Here is an 18,477-nt window from a genome sequence, read left to right on the forward strand (position 1 = left end):
TCCATCGTCGCGGCGTAGCGTTCAGGTTGCCAGTTGCGCAGCCGATGGCTCGATACAGGGCTGACCAGCAGCACCGGACCGTCGTCGTGGAGATGCTTTCGCGCGAATGCGTGCGCCTCGTCGTCAATTGGAAGATCCCAACGAACCTCGGTCTGCGCAAGGCCCAGTGGCTCGATGAAGCTGGCCATCGCGTCCAGCACATGATCGCCGCTGCGCGCGGGAATGCGGCAGTTGACGAACAACCCATGCAGGTCCTTGGAGCGCGCCTTGTCGTAGCCGATCCTCAACGGCGCCTTGACCGCGAGACTCAACAGGTTCGACCGCAAAGCGACCTGCATGTGCAGCAGTGCGTCGAAACGGCGACCCGACAACAGATCTTTCACGCTGCGGAAACCGCTTCGCCCCGCCTTCTTGTCGAACACGATGAATTCGACACCGGGCAGGTCGCCGACCAGTGTGTGTTCCAGACGGCCAATCAGCCAGGTGAGGCGGGTGCGCGGCCAGTGGCGCTGCAGCGTGCGCACCAGCGGAACGACGTGGGTCACGTCGCCGAGGGCGGACGTGCGCAACAGGCACAGCGACGAGGGCTCGGTGGCCGAGGCATCCGCGGTCGATAGTTCGGGTTGATCCATGCGGTGCTTGGTACCATCTGGAGACTGCGGGCGTGCTGGCTGCCCGCGAAAGTCCGGCAACTTGGCAGACGCATGATCGAGGCGCAAGTTCAATCGACCGACACCGGCGCGATCGTTTTCGACCGCGCGGCGGGCGCTGTGCCCGACGCGGCGTGGTTCGAGCGCGTGCACGGGTCGCCATCGATGAATGAAACCAATCCTGCCGCCGGGCGGGGCGGAGTTGCGTTCGTGCGGACTCCAGCGGGTGAATGTGCATTGCGTCACTACCATCGCGGCGGGCTGGTCGCACACCTGAGTGTCGATCGATATCTGTGGAGCGGTGCGTCGCGCACGCGGGCGTTTCGTGAGTTCCGCTTGCTGGCGCAGCTTGCGAATGCGCATCTGCCGGTGTCCGAGCCGGTTGCCGCACGGTACGTGCGCGAAGGTTGCCGCTACCGTGCGGATTTGCTGACGCGACGCATCGCGCCGGCGCGCTCGCTCGGCGAGCGTCTGGACGACGGCAGCCTTGATGCGGTTCTTGCGCAGCGTGTGGGCAGGACGCTTGCGCGCTTTCACGCAGCCGGCGTCTGGCACGCGGATCTCAACGCCCACAACATTCTGGCTAAGGATGGGGCCGCCTCCGCGGACGAATCGGTGTTCCTCATCGACTTCGATCGCGGGCGGCTGCGCAAGCCGAAGTTGGCGTGGCAGCAGTCGAACCTCAAACGTCTTCGTCGTTCGCTCGACAAGCTCGGCGCCCGCAAGATTCCTGATTTCGACGCGCGGTTCTGGCACCCGCTGCTGGCAGCGTACGACGCTGCGATGGCACGCGCCGGCAGCGTTCCGTCGTTGATCGGGACACTGTCATGAGCCTTGCGTTGCGCTTCCTCGGAGTCGGCAGCGCGCAAGCGCCGGAACTCGGTTCGGCGTGCGGTGTGGTGGAGCGCGATGGCGAGCCGTTGCTGATGATCGACTGCGGGCCCGAAGCGCTGTCGTCGTATCTCGATCAGTTCGGCGAACCGCCGCATGCGGTGTACATCACGCACACCCACATGGATCACGTCGGCGGTTTGGAGCGACTGTTCTACAGGATCTACTTCGACGCACAGTGGCGCGGTCGGGTGCGCATCTTTGCGCATGCTGCGCTGATTCCGTTGCTGCAGGCGCGCGTCGCCGATTATCCGGAGGTGCTCGCGGAAGGCGGGGCGAATTTCTGGGATGCGTTCGTACTGATTCCGGTGTCGCGCGGATTCTGGTGCGACGGCCTCTGGTTCGACGTGTTTCCGACGCGGCATCACGCACCGAACACCTCGTTCGGCATCGCGCTGTCCGGCAGCGTCGTGTGGACCGGCGATACCCGCCCTGTCCCGGAGATGCTCGGCGTCCACGCCGCGCGTGGCGAACTGGTTGCGCACGACTGCGCAGTGCATGGCAATCCATCGCACACCGGAATCGACGATCTCGATCGCGAATACTCCGCTGAATTGCTGAAGCGCCTGACGCTCTACCACTACGCCAGCGAGGCCGATGCGCAGACGATGGAGGCTCGCGGTTTCCGTGTTGCCCGTCGCGGCGACGTGGTGGGGCTCGCAACGCCGCGCATGCCAGCGCTCGAACCGGCACAGGCGGGTTGATGGGCATCTCCATTCCCGTGCGCCTTGAACTTCCAAAGCGGGGCGACGTGCCGCGAGACCGCCGCGGACGTCTCCTGACCGACCTGCGCATTTCGGTGGTCGACCGCTGCAATTTCCGTTGCCCGTACTGCATGCCCGAAGACCAGTACCCGCGCGACCACGAATTCCTCAGCAAGTCCGAGCGACTGCGCTTCGAGGAGATCGAGCGTCTGGCGACGATCTTCGCCGGCATCGGCGTGCGCAAGCTGCGACTCACCGGCGGCGAGCCGCTGCTGCGGCGCGATCTTCCCGAGCTGGTGCGCCAGCTCGCTCACGTACCGGGCATCGAGGACGTGGCGCTCACGACCAATGGCAGTCTGCTTGCGGATCGAGTCGTTGCACTTCGAGACGCGGGCCTGAAACGCATCACACTCAGCATCGACACGCTCGATCCGGTGACGTTCGCGTCGATGTCCGGCGGGCGCGGTGAGATCGGAACGGTCCTGGCTGCGATCGCTGCAGCCGAAGCCGCCGGGTATTCGCAGCTGAAGATCAACACGGTCGTGATGCGCGGCATCAACGATGGTCACCTGCTCGATCTTGTCGAACATTTCCGCGGAACTGGACACATCCTGCGCTTCATCGAGTACATGGATGTCGGTACGTGCAACGACTGGAAGCGCGATCTCGTCGTCCCGAGCGCCCAATTGCGCGCGAGGATCGCCGAGCGCTGGCCTCTGGTCGCGTTGGAGCGCAACTACGGCGGCGAGGTCGCGCAGCGCTATGGCTTCGCCGACGGAGCGGGCGAAATCGGATTCATCAGTTCGGTGACCGAACCGTTTTGCGGCGACTGCTCCCGCGCCCGGTTGTCGGCGGATGGACGTCTCTACACCTGCCTCTTTGCCAGCGCGGGCCACGACCTGCGCGGGCCGATGCGCGCCGGCGCCACAGATCAGGATCTCGCCGGAATCGTCAGCGCGGTCTGGAACGCGCGCGACGATCGATACAGCGAGATCCGCAGCGAGGCGACGCCCGGGTCGCGCGAGCACGTTGAAATGTATGCGATCGGCGGATGAGTGACCCTTGGCGGGGCGGAAATCCGTGGTGCTTCTGATGAATCGGTGGGAGCGGCTTCAGCCGCGATGCTTTTCGAAGAGCGACAGCAAAGAATGACCCGAAAAACGAAACTGTCCCACGTCGGAAATGATGGTCGCCCGCGCATGGTGGATGTCGGTGTGAAACCGGCGACGCGCCGGGAGGCCGTCGCAGAAGTGCGTGTGCGCTTTCCGGCGGCGGTCGCGAAGCAACTGCGCGCGCAGGATCTGCGCTCGGCCAAGGGTCCGGTCGTCGATACCGCGATCATCGCCGGCACGATGGCCGTCAAGCGCACGCACGAACTGATTCCGTTTTGTCATCCATTGCCGATCGAGCATTGCCGATTCGAGATCGAATTCGCAGGCAAGACGGAATTGCGCATTCGCTGCACCGTTGCGCTGACCCACAAGACCGGCGTTGAAATGGAGGCGCTGACCGGGGCCAGCATTGCAGCGCTGACGGTGGTCGACATGTGCAAGGCGTTGTCGCACGAGATCGTGATCGATGACCTGCACCTGGTCGAGAAAAGCGGTGGCAAGCGGCGCGTGCGCGATGGCAAGGTCGTCGACGCATGAACATTCGACTGCTGTATTTCGCGAGCCTTGCCGATCGTGCGGGCGTTGCAACCGAGACGCGCCAGACGAGCGCAGCCACTTTGCGTGCGCTGTACGCGGAAGTGTCCGAAGTGCATGCATTCTCAATGGCGGTCGATCGGCTGCGCGTCGCGGTCAACGGTGCCTTCGTCGGCTGGGAACACGCACCGGCCGACAATGATGAAGTGGTCTTCCTTCCACCGGTGTCGGGCGGATGACGCGCTTCCGGCTCGGCCCCGAACCGATCGACGTCGATGTCGAGCGCCGCGCGCTCGACCACGCAGCGGCCGGCGCGTATGTCGGTTTCGAAGGGTGGGTGCGCAATCACAATGACGGCAAACCGGTGCTGCGGCTCGATTACCAGGCGTATGCGCCTCTCGCCGCGACGGAAGGGGAGGCGATCCTCGCCGAAGCAATTGAACGATTCCGCGTGCGCGAGCTCCGCTGCGTTCACCGGGTGGGTTCGCTCGCCATCGGCGATCTGGCGGTGTGGGTGGGGGTCAGCGCCGACCATCGCGACGCGGCGTTCGCGGCATGCCGCTGGGTCATCGATGAAGTGAAGCGGCGCGTGCCGATCTGGAAGAACGAGCACTACGCCGATGGTGCTTCGGGCTGGTTGCACCCGGATGGTTCGGCCGTCGATGACGAGTGATGTGAACACATACATGCGAACCGCTATAACGTTTCAATATGGCATGTAGTATGTCTATATGTTGACAACAGTGCCGTTAACGGGTAGTGTCTGGCAAACTGACGGGGAACCTCGATGGCCAATGGTCTGCTCAAGGCGTTGAAAAAAGTCGGTCTGGTGCAGATCGCCGAAGACGAGGCGACTCCGGAGACCCAGGTCGCCGAGCCGGTCGTCGAAGCGATGCCCGAGCCGCCGCCCGCGACGTTGACGTCGGAAGTCGCCGAGCAGGTCCCGTTCGACCAGATCTATGCGCAGGGCGAAGTCCCGGCGTGTCCGTATCCGGCAGAGAAACTGCTGAAAGTGCTCAATGGCCTGCGGGCGATGGACGCGACCACGCGCAAAGCCGCGGTGAGCGCGATGGACGAGGCGGATGACACCTGGGCGATCGAAGACGTACTTCTCGATGCCGATCGCAAGATGAAGGCGCTCGAAGCGCGCAAGCGTCTTCTGGTCGCGCAGGCGCGCGCCGCGGATGCCGATGCGACGCAGCGAGTGCGCGAACGCGACAAGCAGCAGCAGGAAGCGGTGGTGAGCGTTCGCCAGCAGATCGCGGACCTGCAGGCGCTGATGGAACGCGAGGTCGCAAAAGCGACGGCCGACAAGTCCGCTGCGCAGGCAAAGAGCCAATCGGCGCAGCAGGCCTGTGCGCGCGAATCGGCACGGATCGACGCGGAAATCGCGCGGCTGCAGGAAATCCCGGCGACATTTGGCGCTTCTGCGATGCGCGCGCAATAGCGGCGTCGCGGTTTTTTGCCACGTTCCACCCATGTATTCACAATGCGTCACGTCGGCACTACGCCGGCGTGCCGGACCGAAGATCCGCCAGCAGGATTTTCCAGGCTCACAAAGGGGAATTGCACATGGTCAGGCTTACCGGGCTTTCCAAGGCGTTGATCGCCATCGCCATCCTGGGCGCAGCCGGTTCAGTGGCGTGGCATCTGGGTCTGCGCGACATGATCCAGCGCGGGTCGATCGGCACGACGGCGTCGACCGCGCCGAATGCACAGGCGTCGATGCCGCCGGCTCCGAACGGCGCACCCGCAACGACAGTTCCGCAAGCGACGACGAAGCCGCCCGCGGTGTTCTCCGGCAAGGGCGCACTCGGCAGCCCCGGCAATCCGCTGAAGGTCAGCATCGTCAGCTTCCACGGGTATGCGCCGGCACTGGTCGCGAACGGCAATTCGCTGACAACCCAGCCGGGCTCGATCTACGAGAAGGCCGGCGTGAACGTTCAATTCATCATCCAGGACGATATCCCGACGCTGTCGACGATCTTCGAATCGAACACGGCGCAATGCGCGTGGCGCACCTCCGATTTCTGGGCACAGGAACAGCCGAACCTGCGCAATGCAGGGCATGACGGACGGGCGGTCGTCATCGTCGACAACACGCAGGGTGGCGACGCGATCGTCACGCGCGATCCGAACATCCGCCGTGTCGAGGACCTGGCGGGGCATTCCGTCGCGCTGTTGCAGTACACGCCGTCCGATGGCCTGGCGATCGATGCGATCGACAATTCGAGCATGACCGCGAAGGCCAAGAGTTCGGTCAAGTTCGTCTACATCAATGCCGATGAAGGCACGGCGGGCGTGCGCGCCGCGCTCGAGTCCGGCTCGGTCGACGCGATCGTGCTGTGGGATCCGGATTTGTCGCTGGCACTGAAGAACGTGCCTGGTGCGCACGTGATCTATTCGACGAAGGTGGCGACCAATCTGATCTACGACGTGATGGTTTGTGACAGCCGCTATCTCAACAAGCCGGAGAACGTGCCGGTGTTCCAGGCATTCGTCGCAGGGTGGATGAGCGGAGTCGAAGAGGCCCAGCGCAATCCGGACAAGGCGGTCGATGCGCTCGTGCAGACCGAACAGTTGTTCGCGCTGCTGGCGAAGGATCAAGGCCGCGATTTCGTCAAGAGCACCTTTGCGAACCTGGTGTGGACGGGCCTCGCCGACAACGCGCGCATCCTCGGCCTTGCCGGTGGTCCGAACCATTACGAGCGCGTCTACCACAAGTTCGACGAGATCTACCGCAAGGAAGGCGCGCTCGCGAATCCGAATTCACCGGTGATCGCCGCACAGGATTCGTTCGACTACCGTTTCATCAAGGCAATGCTCGCGAAAAACGAGCAGGCGAAGGTGGTCGCGGCCGAACCGCAGGCAACGTTCACGCAGTCGGGGCTCGACGCCGCGGCGGCGAAAGCGCCCGAGGTCACCAAGCCGATTCTGGTGAACTTCGCGAGTGGCTCGACCGAGCTCAGCAAGCGTTCGCAGAAGACCATCGATGAGGAGCTTGTGTCGTTCATCGAAAATCATGGCTCGGCTTACTTCGAGATCTCGGGCAACACCGACTCGACCGGTTCGCGCGAAGTGAATACGCGGCTGTCGCGTTCACGTGCAGCAGCAGTCGTCGACTATCTCACCCGGCAGTGGGAATTCCCGGCGAACCGGTTCCGTATCAACGGTTACGGCTCGGAGCGCCCGTTGTGCAACGAGTCCAATCCCGCAGGCGACGGCATGTCGCTGGAGGACTGCCGGGCACTCAATCGCACCACGCGCGCTGCAGTGCTGGCGCGCTGAGGACCGCCCATGTCCGACGCCACCACGCTGTGGAATCCGTACGCGCCGCTGACGCCGGCGACGCGGCGCATGCTCGGGATCGGTGCCGTGGTGACGGTGCTGGTCGCATGGTCGATCGTTTCGGCAACGGGCCTGGTCGGGCCGAACCGGTTGCCGGCGCCATGGTCGGTCGCGAAGGCGCTGATCACGCTTGCTTGGGACGGCGATCAGCATCGCAGCCTGCTGTTGACGGCCAGCGCGTATTCGTTGATGCGTGTCATCACGGCCGGCGTGCTGGTGATCGCGCTCGGCGTGCCGCTCGGCATCCTGATGGGCGCAGCGCCGCGGGTCAACGCGGCTCTGTCGCCGCTGATCGATCCGTTCCGTTCGGCGCCGGTCGTCGCGCTGTCGCCGATCCTCGTGATGTGGCTCGGGATCGGCGAGCCGATGAAGATCGTGTTTCTCTTCATTGGCGCGGTCGTCTATCTGATCCCGATGGTGCGTGACGCGATGATTGCGGTGCCGCAGGCGTACTGGATCAGTGCGCGCGATCTCGGTGCGACGCCGTGGGAGTCGGTGCGCCAGGCGGTGTTGCCAATCGCGATGCCGCGCATCGTCGACGGCATCGTGGTGGCGGTCTCGGTGATGTGGACCTACATCACGGTCGCCGAATACTTCAACGCAGGGGAAGGTCTCGGCCAACTGATCCAGAACGCGCGGCGCTTTTCCGCGATGGACCAGGTGTTCGCGGGCATCTTCGTGATCATGGCGCTCGCGCTGCTCAGCTATCAATTGATGCGCTGGGCACGTTTGAAACTGTACCCGTGGGAGACGTCGCAGTGACCGACGCCATTTCGCTGAAGTTGACCCACATCGTGCAGGACTATCCGTCGCCCGACGGCGGTCTGCCCAATCGTGTCATCGATGATGTCAGTCTCGCGTTCGATGGTCCCGGCATCAACATGCTGCTTGGACCTTCGGGCTGCGGAAAGTCAACCCTGTTGCGGATGATGGGTGGCGTGCGGCCGAATGACGTCGTCACGCCGACCGCCGGAGACATCGAGATCAACGGCGTGCGTTGCGACGAGGCGCACGACGATGTGATCACCGTGTTCCAGCGCTACTCCAACCGCCCCGATCTCAGCGTATTCGAGAACGTCGCGTTTCCATTTCGATTCGCACTGTGGAAAAAGCGCGTCGAGCGCGCCGAGTGGACGAAGCGCGTGCATGCAACCATCGATGCGGTCGGCCTCGGCGACAAGGAAAAGTTGCTGCCCTCGCAACTGTCCGGCGGACAGAACCAGCGCGTGGCGCTCGCACGGGCGCTGGTGCTGCAGCCGCGCGTGTTGCTGATGGACGAACCATTCGCGGCACTCGACGCGCAGACGCGTGGCGACATGCAGGAACTGCTGATCAACCTCCATCGGCAGCAGCCCTGTTTGATCGTCTTCGTGACGCACGACGTTACCGAAGCGATGATGCTCGGTGACCGCGTGCTGGTGATGTCTGCGCAGCCGGGTCGCATTGCGGACGACTTCACGATTGAGGAAAAACAGCCGCGCTCGTCGTTGTGGCTTCGCTCCACCGCAGGCGTCGCGATGCAGCAGCGCATTCTTGCGCAACTCCAACAGACTGCCGGTCACGGTCGCGTCACCGTGTCGGTCTGACGAGACTGCGCAATGGCACTCAACCGGCCGATGGGCGAAGCACCCGACGAACCTTCCTATGTGAAGGAGATGTTGCTCAGTTCGACCAACATCAATCTGTCGCTTGGCGCGGCGGTTCTCGGCGGCGTGCTGTCGTTTCCGCTCGGTCTCGCCGGCGCGCTGGTGGTGGGCATCGCGTACGTCGCCGGCGAGGCGATTGCAGCGATGTACAGTCCTTCGTCGTCGGTGTTCCGCGCTTCGGTCGACAAGCGCCGCCGCAACGAACGCCGCAATGACGTGGTCGCGAACCTGACCGGCGAGATCCGGCGCCGCGGCCGCGATGGCGATCGCAACTGGACGGTGCTCGACCACATGCGCGAGCGCATCGTGTTTCTTCGGGAAATTGCCAAGAACCGCGACATCCCGTTGACGGAAGCGGACATCGACAGGCTCGAAGATTCCTGCGTCGACTATCTCGGACTGTGGTTGTCGCAGCTCTCGATGATCGAGCGCGAAGCGTCGGCCGACGATGTGTCAGTGGATCGTCGGCTGAAGGACATCGAGAGCCGCCTGGCAAAGCAGCCGGAAAGAGCCGAGCGCGCAAGCCTCGAAAAGGCACGCGGTGACCTGCAGGAAATGCTGCGACGCCATCAGCGACTCGGTACGCGCCGCGCCGCGGTCGAAGCGGCCCTGATGTCGATACCCGATGCGGTCGAGGAGATCTACCACATGGTCATCAGCGCGCCGACCTCCGGCGCACAGGCCGACCGCCTGCAGGATGCGATCAACCGGCTGCATCTCGAGGAGACGCTCGAGGTGACCGTCAACGACGAACTCGGCGATGCATTGCCGCGCCCCGCGCTGCGTGCCGTCGCGCAAGCCCAGTGAGCCACTCATGACCGCCGTCACCGTCGATGAACTGAAAGCGCTGACCGACTTCACCGCACACGAAGTGCTGGTTGCCGGCGCGATCGGGCGTGCCTCGACGTCGCTGGAGGGCCTGCTGCGTTTCCTCGTGCGCTATGCGAGCTGGAATGGATTCTTCGGCTCCGGTGTGGCATCGCTCGCAGGCAAGATCGGGCGTTCGCGTGGCCTGTTTCGCGATGCGGACGAGCCACTCGTCGCGCTCGCCGATCGCAGCGTGCTGGTCGCGAGTTTCATCTTCGATGCGGCAAGGGATGAATTTGACGACAGCGCGACCGCCCATCGCGATACCCACCGCGATCTCGCGCAGGCGACCCTGCGTGGCTTGATCCATTACGGGCGCGAGCAGTTCGGCACCGGCGCAGCGATGCTGACCGACGACACACTCAACCAGCGACTGGCCGATCCTGCATGGTTGCAGGCGCTTGGTGCGCGGGTTGCGCAGGGCTACGGCGCCTTCACACAGGACCTGCGCGAAACGATCTTCACCAGCATCGGCTACCACTTGGGATCGGAGCTGCTTGCCGATCGGGAGTTCTCGTTGATCGATACTGCATTGCGTGAAACCGCGTCCGAGCTGGTCGAATACCTTTTGACGCACCAGGAGCGGGTCGGCGACCAGACCCATGTCGCATACCAGTGGATTGCGATCCACTCCGGCGGCGGCGGTGCCGTGGAGGAAGATCACTTTCGCCTTGCACTGGAGGGCGTGAATTTTGCCTTCCGCTGCGTGCCGCAGCCGCTGCACGACGAACTGCGACGTCACCTGCACTACGGCTTCCAGAACTTCGCCAGCGATCACCACCAGTTCTTCACGCACGTCAATCAACCGTAACGAGGGCAGTCATGGCCAGCATCAATTTCTTCTCCCGCGTGGGGAATCTGTGGAAGGGATTCCTGTCGCTGTTCATCGCCGACATCGAAACCGCGCATCCGGAAATCGCCTACGAGAATGCGATCAACAGCCTGGTCCAGAAGTACACCCGGCTGAAGTCGGCGACCGCGGCGATCATCCGTCGGCGAGACGACATCTCGTCGCGTTTCAATGATCTCACCAGGCAGCGCGACCAGATCAACAGCGATCTCAACGCGGCCATCGCGACGCAACAGGATGATTTGTCGCTGGTGCTGATCCAGAAGAAGAATGCGGTCGAAGCGGACCTCAAGGAAATGGAGGTCGAGGCGCAGCAGGCGCGCTCGGATGCCGACGAAGCGAAGAACTCGCTGCTGTCCGTGAAGAGCGAGATCGAGAAGCTCAAATCCGAGAAGGATCGCATGCTCGCGAAGATGACGAGCGCGAAGGCGCGGCTCAGCATCCAGCAGCAGATCGAGGGCCTCAGCGTCGATGCCGAAGTGCAGACGCTCGATCGCGTGCGCGAGCACATCAAGAACACGGTTGCCGAGGCGAACCTTGGTCAGGAATTGCACGACACCGATCTGGACGTGCGCCTCAAGAAGCTGCAGCAGCAGGGCGGCGACGTGTCGGCCCGCGCGCAGCTCGATGAAATGAAAAAGGCCCGCGCCGCACAGGGCGTCGGCGGGAAGCAGATGTAACGCATGAACGCAGCGCGCATTCCCGCACGACCCGGCCTGCCCGAATGGGCCGAAACCGTCCGCCGCAAATACGTGGGTGGCGAAGCGTCGGTGTTCCTGCTGCACGGCAACGTGTTCGACGAGATCCTTGACGGCGATACGTGGACGTCGCTGCAGGAGTTCATCGCACGCACCCTGCTCGCTGACAACAAGGATCATGTGCTGCTCTACGATCCGTGCGACGGCCTGTCGGCCTCCAAAGGGATGATCGACGATCGCGATGGTGGGCTGGAGACACTCGAACGCGTGCTTTTTTCGAAAGACCGCGTCGCCGCGATCGTCGCTTACGCCGATTCTGTCGCTCCGGCCGGTGACGAGGCGACGTTGAGCAACGCGGATCGGGTCGCCGGCGTGCGGCTCCATCGCTGGTCACTGAGCGCGCAGCTCGCGGCGAAGGACAACGTGGTGTTCCTGATCGCCGAATCGCTGGCGGGCGTGAACGCGAAGATCGTCGCGAATCCGCGCGTCGCGGCGGTCGAGATTCCATTGCCGAGCATGGCGATGCGCGAAACCGTGATTCGTCGGGCCGATCCGACGATTCCACCGGCACAGGTCGCGCGTCTGGCGGCGCACACGTCGGGGCTTCGCGCCGTGCACATTCGCCAGATCCTCACTCCGCAACCCGGCCACGGTCTTGCAGACAACGAGCGTCGCACGTTGATCGTTTCCCTGCTCGGCCCGATTGCGGATGCCGGTGAGCGCGCCGACAAGCTGCTTCCGCTCACCGCCGGCATGTCCGCCGTGGAGATCCAGCAGCTGCTGCACCTGTCGCGCCCCGAGGCGCAGATGCCGGACGAGGACAGTTACGCCGAGGTGCTCGAACTGGTGCGACGGCGCAAGCGCGAGATCATCGAGAAGGAATGTTCGGGCCTGATCGAGTTCGTCGATTCGAAGTTCGATCTCGATGCAGTCGGGGGAAACACGGCCGTCAAGGCAGAACTCAACAGGATTGCCGCGGCAATTCGCAGCGGCGACGCGTCGCGCTGCCCGATGGGCCTGCTGATGGTCGGCCCGATGGGAACCGGCAAGACATTCGTGACCAAATGCTTCGCAAAATCGTCCGGTCTCTCTGCAGTCGTGCTGAAGAATTTCCGTTCGAAGTGGGTCGGCTCGACCGAAAGCAATCTCGAGAAAGTGCTGACGATGGTCAAGGCGATGGGTCCGATCATCCTGATCATCGACGAAGGCGACCGCAGCTTCGGGTCGCAGTCCGAAGACAGCGATGGCGGCACCTCATCGCGAGTGGTCGCGCGCATCAAGGAGTTCATGAGCGACACGGACAACCGCGGCAGCGTGTTGTTCGTGCTGATGACGAACCGACCCGACAAGCTCGACACCGACATCAAGCGCGCGGGTCGTCTCGACATCAAGATCCCCCTGTTCTATCCGGCGGATACGCCGGAGGTGCTGGCGATCCTGCGCTCGCTGCTGCAACGCTACAGGCTGGACGATCTGCTGGTGTCGCCCGACTCGCTGGCTGCCGCTGCCACGAAAATGATCGGCTACTCGAACGCGGACATTGAAGCGGTGGTGCTGCTGGCGAAGACGATGGTCGGTGAGGGCGAGTCGATCGATGCGGGTGTGCTCGTGCGCGCGGTCGACGACTACCTGCCGTCGCGCGACACCGCGATGATCGACTACATGAACCTGCTCGCGGTGTTCGAGGCGTCGAGACGGCAGTGGCTGCCGGCAGCGTTTCGCGACATGAGCGCGGAGACGCTGACCGCGCAACTGGCCGAGGCGCGTCGCCGTTGCGGCGCACGTTCCGGCGGAGGCGGCTGACGTCATGGCGATCCAGCAGGATGCGCTGCGCGCATTCGTCAAGCGCAAGCTCTCGACGGCGAAGGCCAACAAGGGCTGGACCTGGGACGACCTCTCCGCGCTCATCGAGGAACTGGGTGGTCACCAGTCGGGGACGACGCTGACCACCAAGCACAGCCGCGGCTCGTTCCGCGCACAGGATTTCCTGTTGATGCTGCGTGCGCTTGGCGTGCGTTTCATCGATCTTTCCGACCTCGACGTCGCGGGACTCGACGACGCGGTTGGCAAGGTCGACGCCCGCAAGCGGGTGCGCTGACCCGCTTATCGGCTCTACGACTCAGTCTTGCGGAGGTTCGCGCTCCGTCTGAGGGCCTAGTGAAATCCTTTCTGAGCGCAGGCACTCGCCACCGCTCCCGTCGGCTAGTACATTCCGACGGATGCCTTTTCGGAAAGTCCGGCTTCAAGCACCTCCGCTCCGCCGGTGCTTTGTTGCGGTGTTCGCCGACATGGATCGCGGGTACGCGCATATTCGCGATCCTGTCGATCCCGGAAGAAGCCGGCGCTTCTTCACTGTCGGGAGCGCTTTTTGTCGGGCATACGAGCATCTCGACTCTGTCGCCGCACCATCGATCCTGTTTTCATCGCCGATTCCTGGCGCAACCGTTTGGGGAAAATCACTGTGAACAAGCATCTGATCAGATTTGCGAAACGTGCCGTTTTGCTCTTCGGTCTGGCCAGCGCCTCGATGGCGTGGGCCGCATCGGGGCAGGCGTACTGGCATGACGACGCGGGGCGCCCGCTGTCGGCGGACGCGCCGAGCCCGACCGGCTATCGCGCATTGCGCCTCGATACCGCAGGCATCGCCGCCTATCTGAAGGAAGCCCATGGCCGCGGTATTGCGACGAATGTGTCGCTGCCCCAGCCCGACGGTGGATTTGCCGAATTCCTGGTGACCGACTCCGGCACGATGCCGAGCGAGATGCAGCAGAAATATCCGGACATCATCAGCCTCAAGGGCAACGACGGCCAAGGTCGTCCGGTGCGCCTCGATGTGTCGCCGATGGGTTTCCAGGCGATGGTGTTCGATCCGGCCGGGCTGTGGATCGTGCGTCCCGAAACGCTCGGCGGCGGCGATCGCTACATCAGCTTCAAGCGCGCCGGACTCGCGGTGCCAGCGGGGGAAGGCACCTGTGAAGTGCAGGGGAGCCACATCGATCCGGCCGGGCTCGATCTGGTGCAGGCGCCGATGACGCAAACCGGCATCAAGCACAAGGTGTATCGCACCGCGGTTGCCGCGAATCACCAGTACATCGCATCCGTCGGTGGCGGCACTGTCGCTGGCGGTCTTGCGGCGACGATCATGGCGGTGAACCGCGTAACCCAGGTGTACGAATACGAAATGTCGATCCAGCTGACGCTGGTTCCGAACAACGATCTCATCATGTATCCGAGTGCGACGGGCGACCCGTTTGGCGCCAACGGCACCGGCGTGATCAACAACAGCACGTCGGTGATCAACGCGGCGATCGGCGCGGCCAACTATGACCTCGGGCATGTCTTCACGACAGGCAGCGGCGGCGTCGCGGGTCTCGGAGTGGTGTGCGGTTCGAGCAAGGCGCGCGGCACAACCGGTTTGCCGAATCCGACCGGAGACTCCTTCTACATCGATTTCGTGGCGCACGAAATGGGCCACCAGTTCGGCGGCAATCACCCGTTCAACGGCAACCAGGGCAACTGTTCGGGCGGTAATCGCAACGGTTCAACCGCATACGAGCCCGGTAGCGGCACGACTATCATGGCCTATGCCGGCATCTGCGGCGCGGACGACCTGCAGCCGCACTCCGATCCTTTCTTCCATGCAATCAGCCTCCAGGAAATCACCAACTACAGCAACGGTGGCGGAAATTGCGCGGTTGCCGTCAACAACAGCAACGTCGCACCGGTGATCGACACGGCGGGTCTTCCGACTGGATTGACGATTCCCGCCAACACGCCGTTCGTTCTCACCGGGTCGGCAACGGATGCAGACGCGCAGGATTCGCTCACCTATGACTGGGAGCAATGGGACCTCGGTCCGGCCAATCCGCTCAGTGGCGGCGACATCGGCAGTGGACCGATCTTCCGTTCGTTCTCGCCGACCGTCAGCGGTTCGCGCATGTTTCCGTCGCTGTCGACGATCCTCACTGGCGTCCCGGTGAAGGGAAATATCCTGCCGACGACCACCCGGGTCCTCAAGTTCCGCCTCACAGCACGTGACAACCGTCCGGGCGCCGGCACCAGCCAGAGCGCGGACATCTCATTGAACGTGACGAACACCGCTGGTCCTTTCGTGGTGACGGCGCCAAACACCGCGCTCAGCTGGCCGCAGTCGTCCACGCAATCAGTCACCTGGAACGTCGCCAACACCAACGTCGCACCCGTCAATTGCGCGACGGTCGACATCACGATGTCCAGCGACGGCGGCCAGACGTTTCCGTACACGCTCGCGACCGGAGTTCCGAATTCGGGAACGGCCAGCATCACCGTGCCGTCGATTGCAACCACCAAGGGCCGCGTCAGCGTGAGCTGTGCGAGCAATCTGTTCTTCGATGTCTCGAACGCCGACTTCACCATCCCTGCAGGTGCAGGAACCTTCACCGTTGGCGGCACGCTCAGTGGTCTCGCCGGCACGCAGGTCGTGCTGCAGATCAACGGCTCGAACAATCTCGTGGTCGTGACGAACGGAGCCTTCACCTTCCCCGGACCGCTGGCGACCGGCGCACCTTACGCGGTCACCGTCGTCACCCAGCCCGCATCGCCGACGCAAACCTGCACCGTGAGCAACGGCAGTGGAACGATCGGTTCGTCCAACGTCACGAACGTGACTGTTGCGTGTGTCACCCCGCCGCCGCAGACCTTCACGATCGGCGGAACGGTCACTGCGCTCACAGGGTCGGGGCTGGTTCTCAAATTGAACGGAGCGAACAACCTTCCGATTGCGGCCAACGGCAGCTTCACGTTCCCCGCCGGCATTGCCTCGGGTAGTGGCTACTCGGTGACCGTTGGAACCCAGCCGACCGGTCCGGCGCAGACCTGCACCGTGATCAACGGAAGCGGTGCAGTCGGCACCGCCAACGTGACCAATGTCCAGGTCGACTGCGGTGGAGCCGGTGCAACCTTCACGGTCGGCGGAACGGTCAGTGGCCTCGCCGGTAGCGGTCTCGTTCTGGCACTGAATGGTGGAACGAATCTGCCGGTGTCGGCGAACGGATCGTTCACCTTCCCCGGCTCGCTCGCCGCGGGGGCGACCTATGCGGTGACGGTCAGCACGCAACCGACCAGCCCCACGCAGAACTGCACAGTCGCCAATGGCAATGGGACCATCGGTTCGTCCAATGTCACCAACGTCGCGGTGACATGCACGACTCCGCCGACGACCTACACGGTCGGTGGCACAGTCAGCGGACTTGCGGCCAGTGGTCTCGTTCTCACATTGAACGGCGCCAACAGCTTGCCGGTGTCGGCGAACGGCACCTTCACGTTCCCGACCGCACTGTCGATCGGACAGAACTATGTCGTCGCGATCGGCACGCAGCCCTCGCCGCAAACGTGCACGGTATCCAACGGCAGCGGCAGCATCGGCACGTCCAACGTGACCAATGTGATCGTGACCTGTGCTGGCGCCGCGACGTTCACCGTCGGTGGCACAGTCAGTGGCTTGACCGGAAGCGGACTTGTGCTGAGCCTCAATGGCTCGAGCGTTCTGCCTGTCGCGGCGGACGGTGCGTTCACGTTTGCCGATTCGCTCACGACCGGTGCGTCCTACTCGGTTACTGTGACCACACAGCCAACCGCGCCGGCGCAGACCTGCACGGTCGTCAATGGCAGCGGCACGATTGCCACGGCCAATGTCACGAACATCGCGGTGACCTGCACCGCGGCGGCAGTCGACCTGATCTTCGCGGACGGATTCGAGGGTTCCGCCCAAACGTGCGCGCCGACCCAGCTGTTCGCCGACCCGGGCTTCGAGATCGGCGCAGGCTCCGACGGTGCATGGACCAGCGTGGACAGCAAGTTCGGCACCGCGTTCTGCGACGCGAGCTGCGATGACAATGCGACGATCGTTGCGCGCACCGGCGATTGGTTCGTGTGGTTCGGTGGCACCGACCAGCAGAACACGTCGACGCTCGCGCAGTCGGTCGTCTTCCCGGCTGGTCAGCCACGCTGGTTGAACTACTGGCTGATCAATGAGATCGCAGGCGATCCGACCGCAACACTGACGATCACCATCGATGGTGCGACGGTGCTGAACGTGGTCGGCGGCGATACCGCCGGAGAGTATGTGGCGCAGACGTTCGAGGTTCCGGCGCAGTATCTCGACGGCGCATCGCACGCGGTGCAGTTCAACTGGTCCGCGGATGGCGGTGCGAATGCGAGTGCGATCATGGATGACATCACCCTCGATTGCAGCGCGCAATCCACGCGCCTCGCGCCGCACGTCGGCCGGTTGTCCGCAGCGCTGCGCCGTCACGCGCGCTGACGTGTAGCGGATGTCTGCAAGGGGCCTTCCTTCGGGGAGGCCCCTTTTTTTTGTGGGTTTTCGGCGGAACGAAGCACGGCGCGGAATTGGGCGACGCGCTTGTGCCGCGGACGCCCGGCGGGTATCCTGCGCGACCCGCAAAGCGGGCTGCAGCATGCGTGTGGAGAGGTGTCCGAGCGGTTGAAGGAGCACGCCTGGAAAGTGTGTAAACGGGTTATACCGTTTCGCGGGTTCGAATCCCGCTCTCTCCGCCAATTTTTAGCTGCTGCATCAGTGTCACGCCGTCGTCTTCATGGCGGCTCCGTCGGTCCCCCCGCGACGATAGCTTGCGAATCCCGCCAGGTCCGGAAGGAAGCAACGGTAGTGAGTGATTCGGGTGCCGGGGTGTGGCTGGCGGAGCTGCCACCCTTGCGGTTCATGTTGCGTTCGCTCACCGACGTCGACGGCCGCTGCACGACGTGCTTCGGTTGTGTGCTTGCTACAATCGCGCTCCCGTTCGCGGATCTCCGATGTCGTACCAGGCCCTAGCGCGCAAATGGCGTCCCCGCCGCTTTTCCGAACTCGTCGGCCAGGAGCACGTCGTGCGTGCGCTGACGCACGCGCTCGATAGCGGCCGCCTGCATCACGCGTTTCTCTTCACCGGTACCCGAGGCGTCGGCAAGACCACGATCGCGCGCATTTTCGCCAAGTCGCTCAACTGCGAGAAGGGGCCCACCTCCGCGCCCTGCGGCGAATGCAGTGCCTGCGTTGAGATCGATGCGGGGCGTTTCGTCGATCTTCTGGAAATCGATGCCGCGAGCAACACCGGCGTCGACAATGTGCGCGAACTGATCGACAACGCGATGTACGTGCCGACGCGCGGTCGCTACAAGGTCT

At 63.7% G+C, this 18,477-nt stretch carries 18 protein-coding genes, 1 tRNA gene and 1 other RNA gene; 19 read left to right on the top strand and 1 reads right to left on the bottom strand.

The features are described from left to right. On the bottom strand, positions 1 to 632 hold a 632-nt coding region (locus tag ABIV12_RS10815; protein ID WP_348059113.1), incomplete at its 3' end, for a glycosyltransferase family 9 protein. A 72-nt stretch (positions 633 to 704) separates the two neighbouring features. Here ABIV12_RS10815 and ABIV12_RS10820 point away from each other — a divergent pair. From ABIV12_RS10820 to ABIV12_RS10910, 19 genes are all read left to right on the top strand, one after another. Further along, positions 705 to 1,481 carry a 3-deoxy-D-manno-octulosonic acid kinase gene (locus ABIV12_RS10820; protein ID WP_348059115.1) on the top strand — a complete coding sequence of 259 codons (777 nt, stop codon included), beginning with the start codon at positions 705 to 707 and terminating at the stop codon, positions 1,479 to 1,481. Continuing rightward, positions 1,478 to 2,245 (top strand): MBL fold metallo-hydrolase, encoded by a 768-nt coding sequence (locus ABIV12_RS10825; protein WP_348059117.1) that lies wholly within the window; start codon positions 1,478 to 1,480, stop codon positions 2,243 to 2,245. The genes ABIV12_RS10820 and ABIV12_RS10825 overlap by 4 nt, the downstream gene beginning before the upstream one ends. After that, a complete protein-coding gene (gene moaA, locus ABIV12_RS10830) occupies positions 2,245 to 3,300 on the top strand; it encodes a GTP 3',8-cyclase MoaA (RefSeq protein ID WP_348059119.1) in 1,056 nt (351 codons plus the stop codon). The genes ABIV12_RS10825 and moaA overlap by 1 nt, the downstream gene beginning before the upstream one ends. Before the next feature lie 93 nt (positions 3,301 to 3,393). Beyond that, positions 3,394 to 3,894 carry a cyclic pyranopterin monophosphate synthase MoaC gene (gene moaC / locus ABIV12_RS10835; RefSeq protein WP_348059124.1) on the top strand — a complete coding sequence of 167 codons (501 nt, stop codon included), beginning with the start codon at positions 3,394 to 3,396 and terminating at the stop codon, positions 3,892 to 3,894. Next, positions 3,891 to 4,130, top strand: a complete 240-nt coding sequence (locus ABIV12_RS10840; RefSeq protein ID WP_348059126.1) for a MoaD/ThiS family protein — start codon at positions 3,891 to 3,893, stop codon at positions 4,128 to 4,130. The genes moaC and ABIV12_RS10840 overlap by 4 nt, the downstream gene beginning before the upstream one ends. Further along, positions 4,127 to 4,564: a molybdenum cofactor biosynthesis protein MoaE gene (locus ABIV12_RS10845; protein ID WP_348059128.1), complete on the top strand. Its 438-nt coding sequence runs from the start codon at positions 4,127 to 4,129 to the stop codon at positions 4,562 to 4,564. Before ABIV12_RS10840 ends, ABIV12_RS10845 begins: the two co-directional genes overlap by 4 nt. A 114-nt stretch (positions 4,565 to 4,678) precedes the next feature. After that, on the top strand, positions 4,679 to 5,338 hold the full coding sequence (locus ABIV12_RS10850; protein WP_348059130.1) for a hypothetical protein: 660 nt from the start codon (positions 4,679 to 4,681) through the stop codon (positions 5,336 to 5,338). 125 nt (positions 5,339 to 5,463) lie between these two features. Next, a complete protein-coding gene (locus ABIV12_RS10855) occupies positions 5,464 to 7,179 on the top strand; it encodes a phosphate ABC transporter substrate-binding/OmpA family protein (protein ID WP_348059132.1) in 1,716 nt (571 codons plus the stop codon). A gap of 9 nt (positions 7,180 to 7,188) precedes the next feature. Beyond that, on the top strand, positions 7,189 to 8,001 hold the full coding sequence (locus ABIV12_RS10860) for an ABC transporter permease (protein WP_348059134.1): 813 nt from the start codon (positions 7,189 to 7,191) through the stop codon (positions 7,999 to 8,001). Continuing rightward, positions 7,998 to 8,825, top strand: a complete 828-nt coding sequence (locus ABIV12_RS10865) for an ATP-binding cassette domain-containing protein (protein ID WP_348059135.1) — start codon at positions 7,998 to 8,000, stop codon at positions 8,823 to 8,825. The genes ABIV12_RS10860 and ABIV12_RS10865 overlap by 4 nt, the downstream gene beginning before the upstream one ends. Before the next feature lie 12 nt (positions 8,826 to 8,837). Then, on the top strand, positions 8,838 to 9,692 hold the full coding sequence (locus ABIV12_RS10870; RefSeq protein ID WP_348059137.1) for a hypothetical protein: 855 nt from the start codon (positions 8,838 to 8,840) through the stop codon (positions 9,690 to 9,692). Between the two features lie 7 nt (positions 9,693 to 9,699). Further along, positions 9,700 to 10,563 (top strand): hypothetical protein, encoded by an 864-nt coding sequence (locus ABIV12_RS10875; protein ID WP_348059139.1) that lies wholly within the window; start codon positions 9,700 to 9,702, stop codon positions 10,561 to 10,563. An 11-nt stretch (positions 10,564 to 10,574) separates the two neighbouring features. Beyond that, positions 10,575 to 11,282, top strand: a complete 708-nt coding sequence (locus ABIV12_RS10880; protein ID WP_348059141.1) for a PspA/IM30 family protein — start codon at positions 10,575 to 10,577, stop codon at positions 11,280 to 11,282. A 3-nt stretch (positions 11,283 to 11,285) separates the two neighbouring features. Beyond that, positions 11,286 to 13,103 carry an AAA family ATPase gene (locus ABIV12_RS10885; protein WP_348059143.1) on the top strand — a complete coding sequence of 606 codons (1,818 nt, stop codon included), beginning with the start codon at positions 11,286 to 11,288 and terminating at the stop codon, positions 13,101 to 13,103. Between the two features lie 4 nt (positions 13,104 to 13,107). Further along, positions 13,108 to 13,398, top strand: coding sequence for a DUF6471 domain-containing protein (locus ABIV12_RS10890; RefSeq protein WP_348059145.1), 291 nt, complete (start codon positions 13,108 to 13,110; stop codon positions 13,396 to 13,398). 363 nt (positions 13,399 to 13,761) lie between these two features. After that, on the top strand, positions 13,762 to 17,601 hold the full coding sequence (locus ABIV12_RS10895) for a reprolysin-like metallopeptidase (RefSeq protein WP_348059147.1): 3,840 nt from the start codon (positions 13,762 to 13,764) through the stop codon (positions 17,599 to 17,601). A 162-nt stretch (positions 17,602 to 17,763) separates the two neighbouring features. Beyond that, positions 17,764 to 17,855 (top strand) — tRNA-Ser (locus ABIV12_RS10900). Between the two features lie 48 nt (positions 17,856 to 17,903). Next, positions 17,904 to 18,000: signal recognition particle sRNA small type (ffs, locus tag ABIV12_RS10905), an RNA gene on the top strand. 110 nt (positions 18,001 to 18,110) lie between these two features. Further along, positions 18,111 to 18,477, top strand: a 367-nt coding sequence (locus ABIV12_RS10910; protein ID WP_348059149.1) for an AAA family ATPase, incomplete at its 3' end; no start/stop codon positions are given.

It is taken from the genome of Dokdonella sp., from assembly GCF_039926425.1.
GTDB lineage: Bacteria > Pseudomonadota > Gammaproteobacteria > Xanthomonadales > Rhodanobacteraceae > Dokdonella_A.

Excerpts from the sequence above, each read along its gene's own strand:
- ABIV12_RS10820 (WP_348059115.1), top strand. The coding sequence starts at position 705 with ATGATCGAGGCGCAAGTTCAATCGACCGACACCGGCGCGATCGTTTTC.
- ABIV12_RS10825 (WP_348059117.1), top strand. The coding sequence starts at position 1,478 with ATGAGCCTTGCGTTGCGCTTCCTCGGAGTCGGCAGCGCGCAAGCGCCG.
- moaA (WP_348059119.1), top strand. The coding sequence starts at position 2,245 with ATGGGCATCTCCATTCCCGTGCGCCTTGAACTTCCAAAGCGGGGCGAC.
- moaC (WP_348059124.1), top strand. The coding sequence starts at position 3,394 with ATGACCCGAAAAACGAAACTGTCCCACGTCGGAAATGATGGTCGCCCG.
- ABIV12_RS10840 (WP_348059126.1), top strand. The coding sequence starts at position 3,891 with ATGAACATTCGACTGCTGTATTTCGCGAGCCTTGCCGATCGTGCGGGC.
- ABIV12_RS10845 (WP_348059128.1), top strand. The coding sequence starts at position 4,127 with ATGACGCGCTTCCGGCTCGGCCCCGAACCGATCGACGTCGATGTCGAG.
- ABIV12_RS10850 (WP_348059130.1), top strand. The coding sequence starts at position 4,679 with ATGGCCAATGGTCTGCTCAAGGCGTTGAAAAAAGTCGGTCTGGTGCAG.
- ABIV12_RS10855 (WP_348059132.1), top strand. The coding sequence starts at position 5,464 with ATGGTCAGGCTTACCGGGCTTTCCAAGGCGTTGATCGCCATCGCCATC.
- ABIV12_RS10860 (WP_348059134.1), top strand. The coding sequence starts at position 7,189 with ATGTCCGACGCCACCACGCTGTGGAATCCGTACGCGCCGCTGACGCCG.
- ABIV12_RS10870 (WP_348059137.1), top strand. The coding sequence starts at position 8,838 with ATGGCACTCAACCGGCCGATGGGCGAAGCACCCGACGAACCTTCCTAT.
- ABIV12_RS10875 (WP_348059139.1), top strand. The coding sequence starts at position 9,700 with ATGACCGCCGTCACCGTCGATGAACTGAAAGCGCTGACCGACTTCACC.
- ABIV12_RS10880 (WP_348059141.1), top strand. The coding sequence starts at position 10,575 with ATGGCCAGCATCAATTTCTTCTCCCGCGTGGGGAATCTGTGGAAGGGA.
- ABIV12_RS10885 (WP_348059143.1), top strand. The coding sequence starts at position 11,286 with ATGAACGCAGCGCGCATTCCCGCACGACCCGGCCTGCCCGAATGGGCC.
- ABIV12_RS10890 (WP_348059145.1), top strand. The coding sequence starts at position 13,108 with ATGGCGATCCAGCAGGATGCGCTGCGCGCATTCGTCAAGCGCAAGCTC.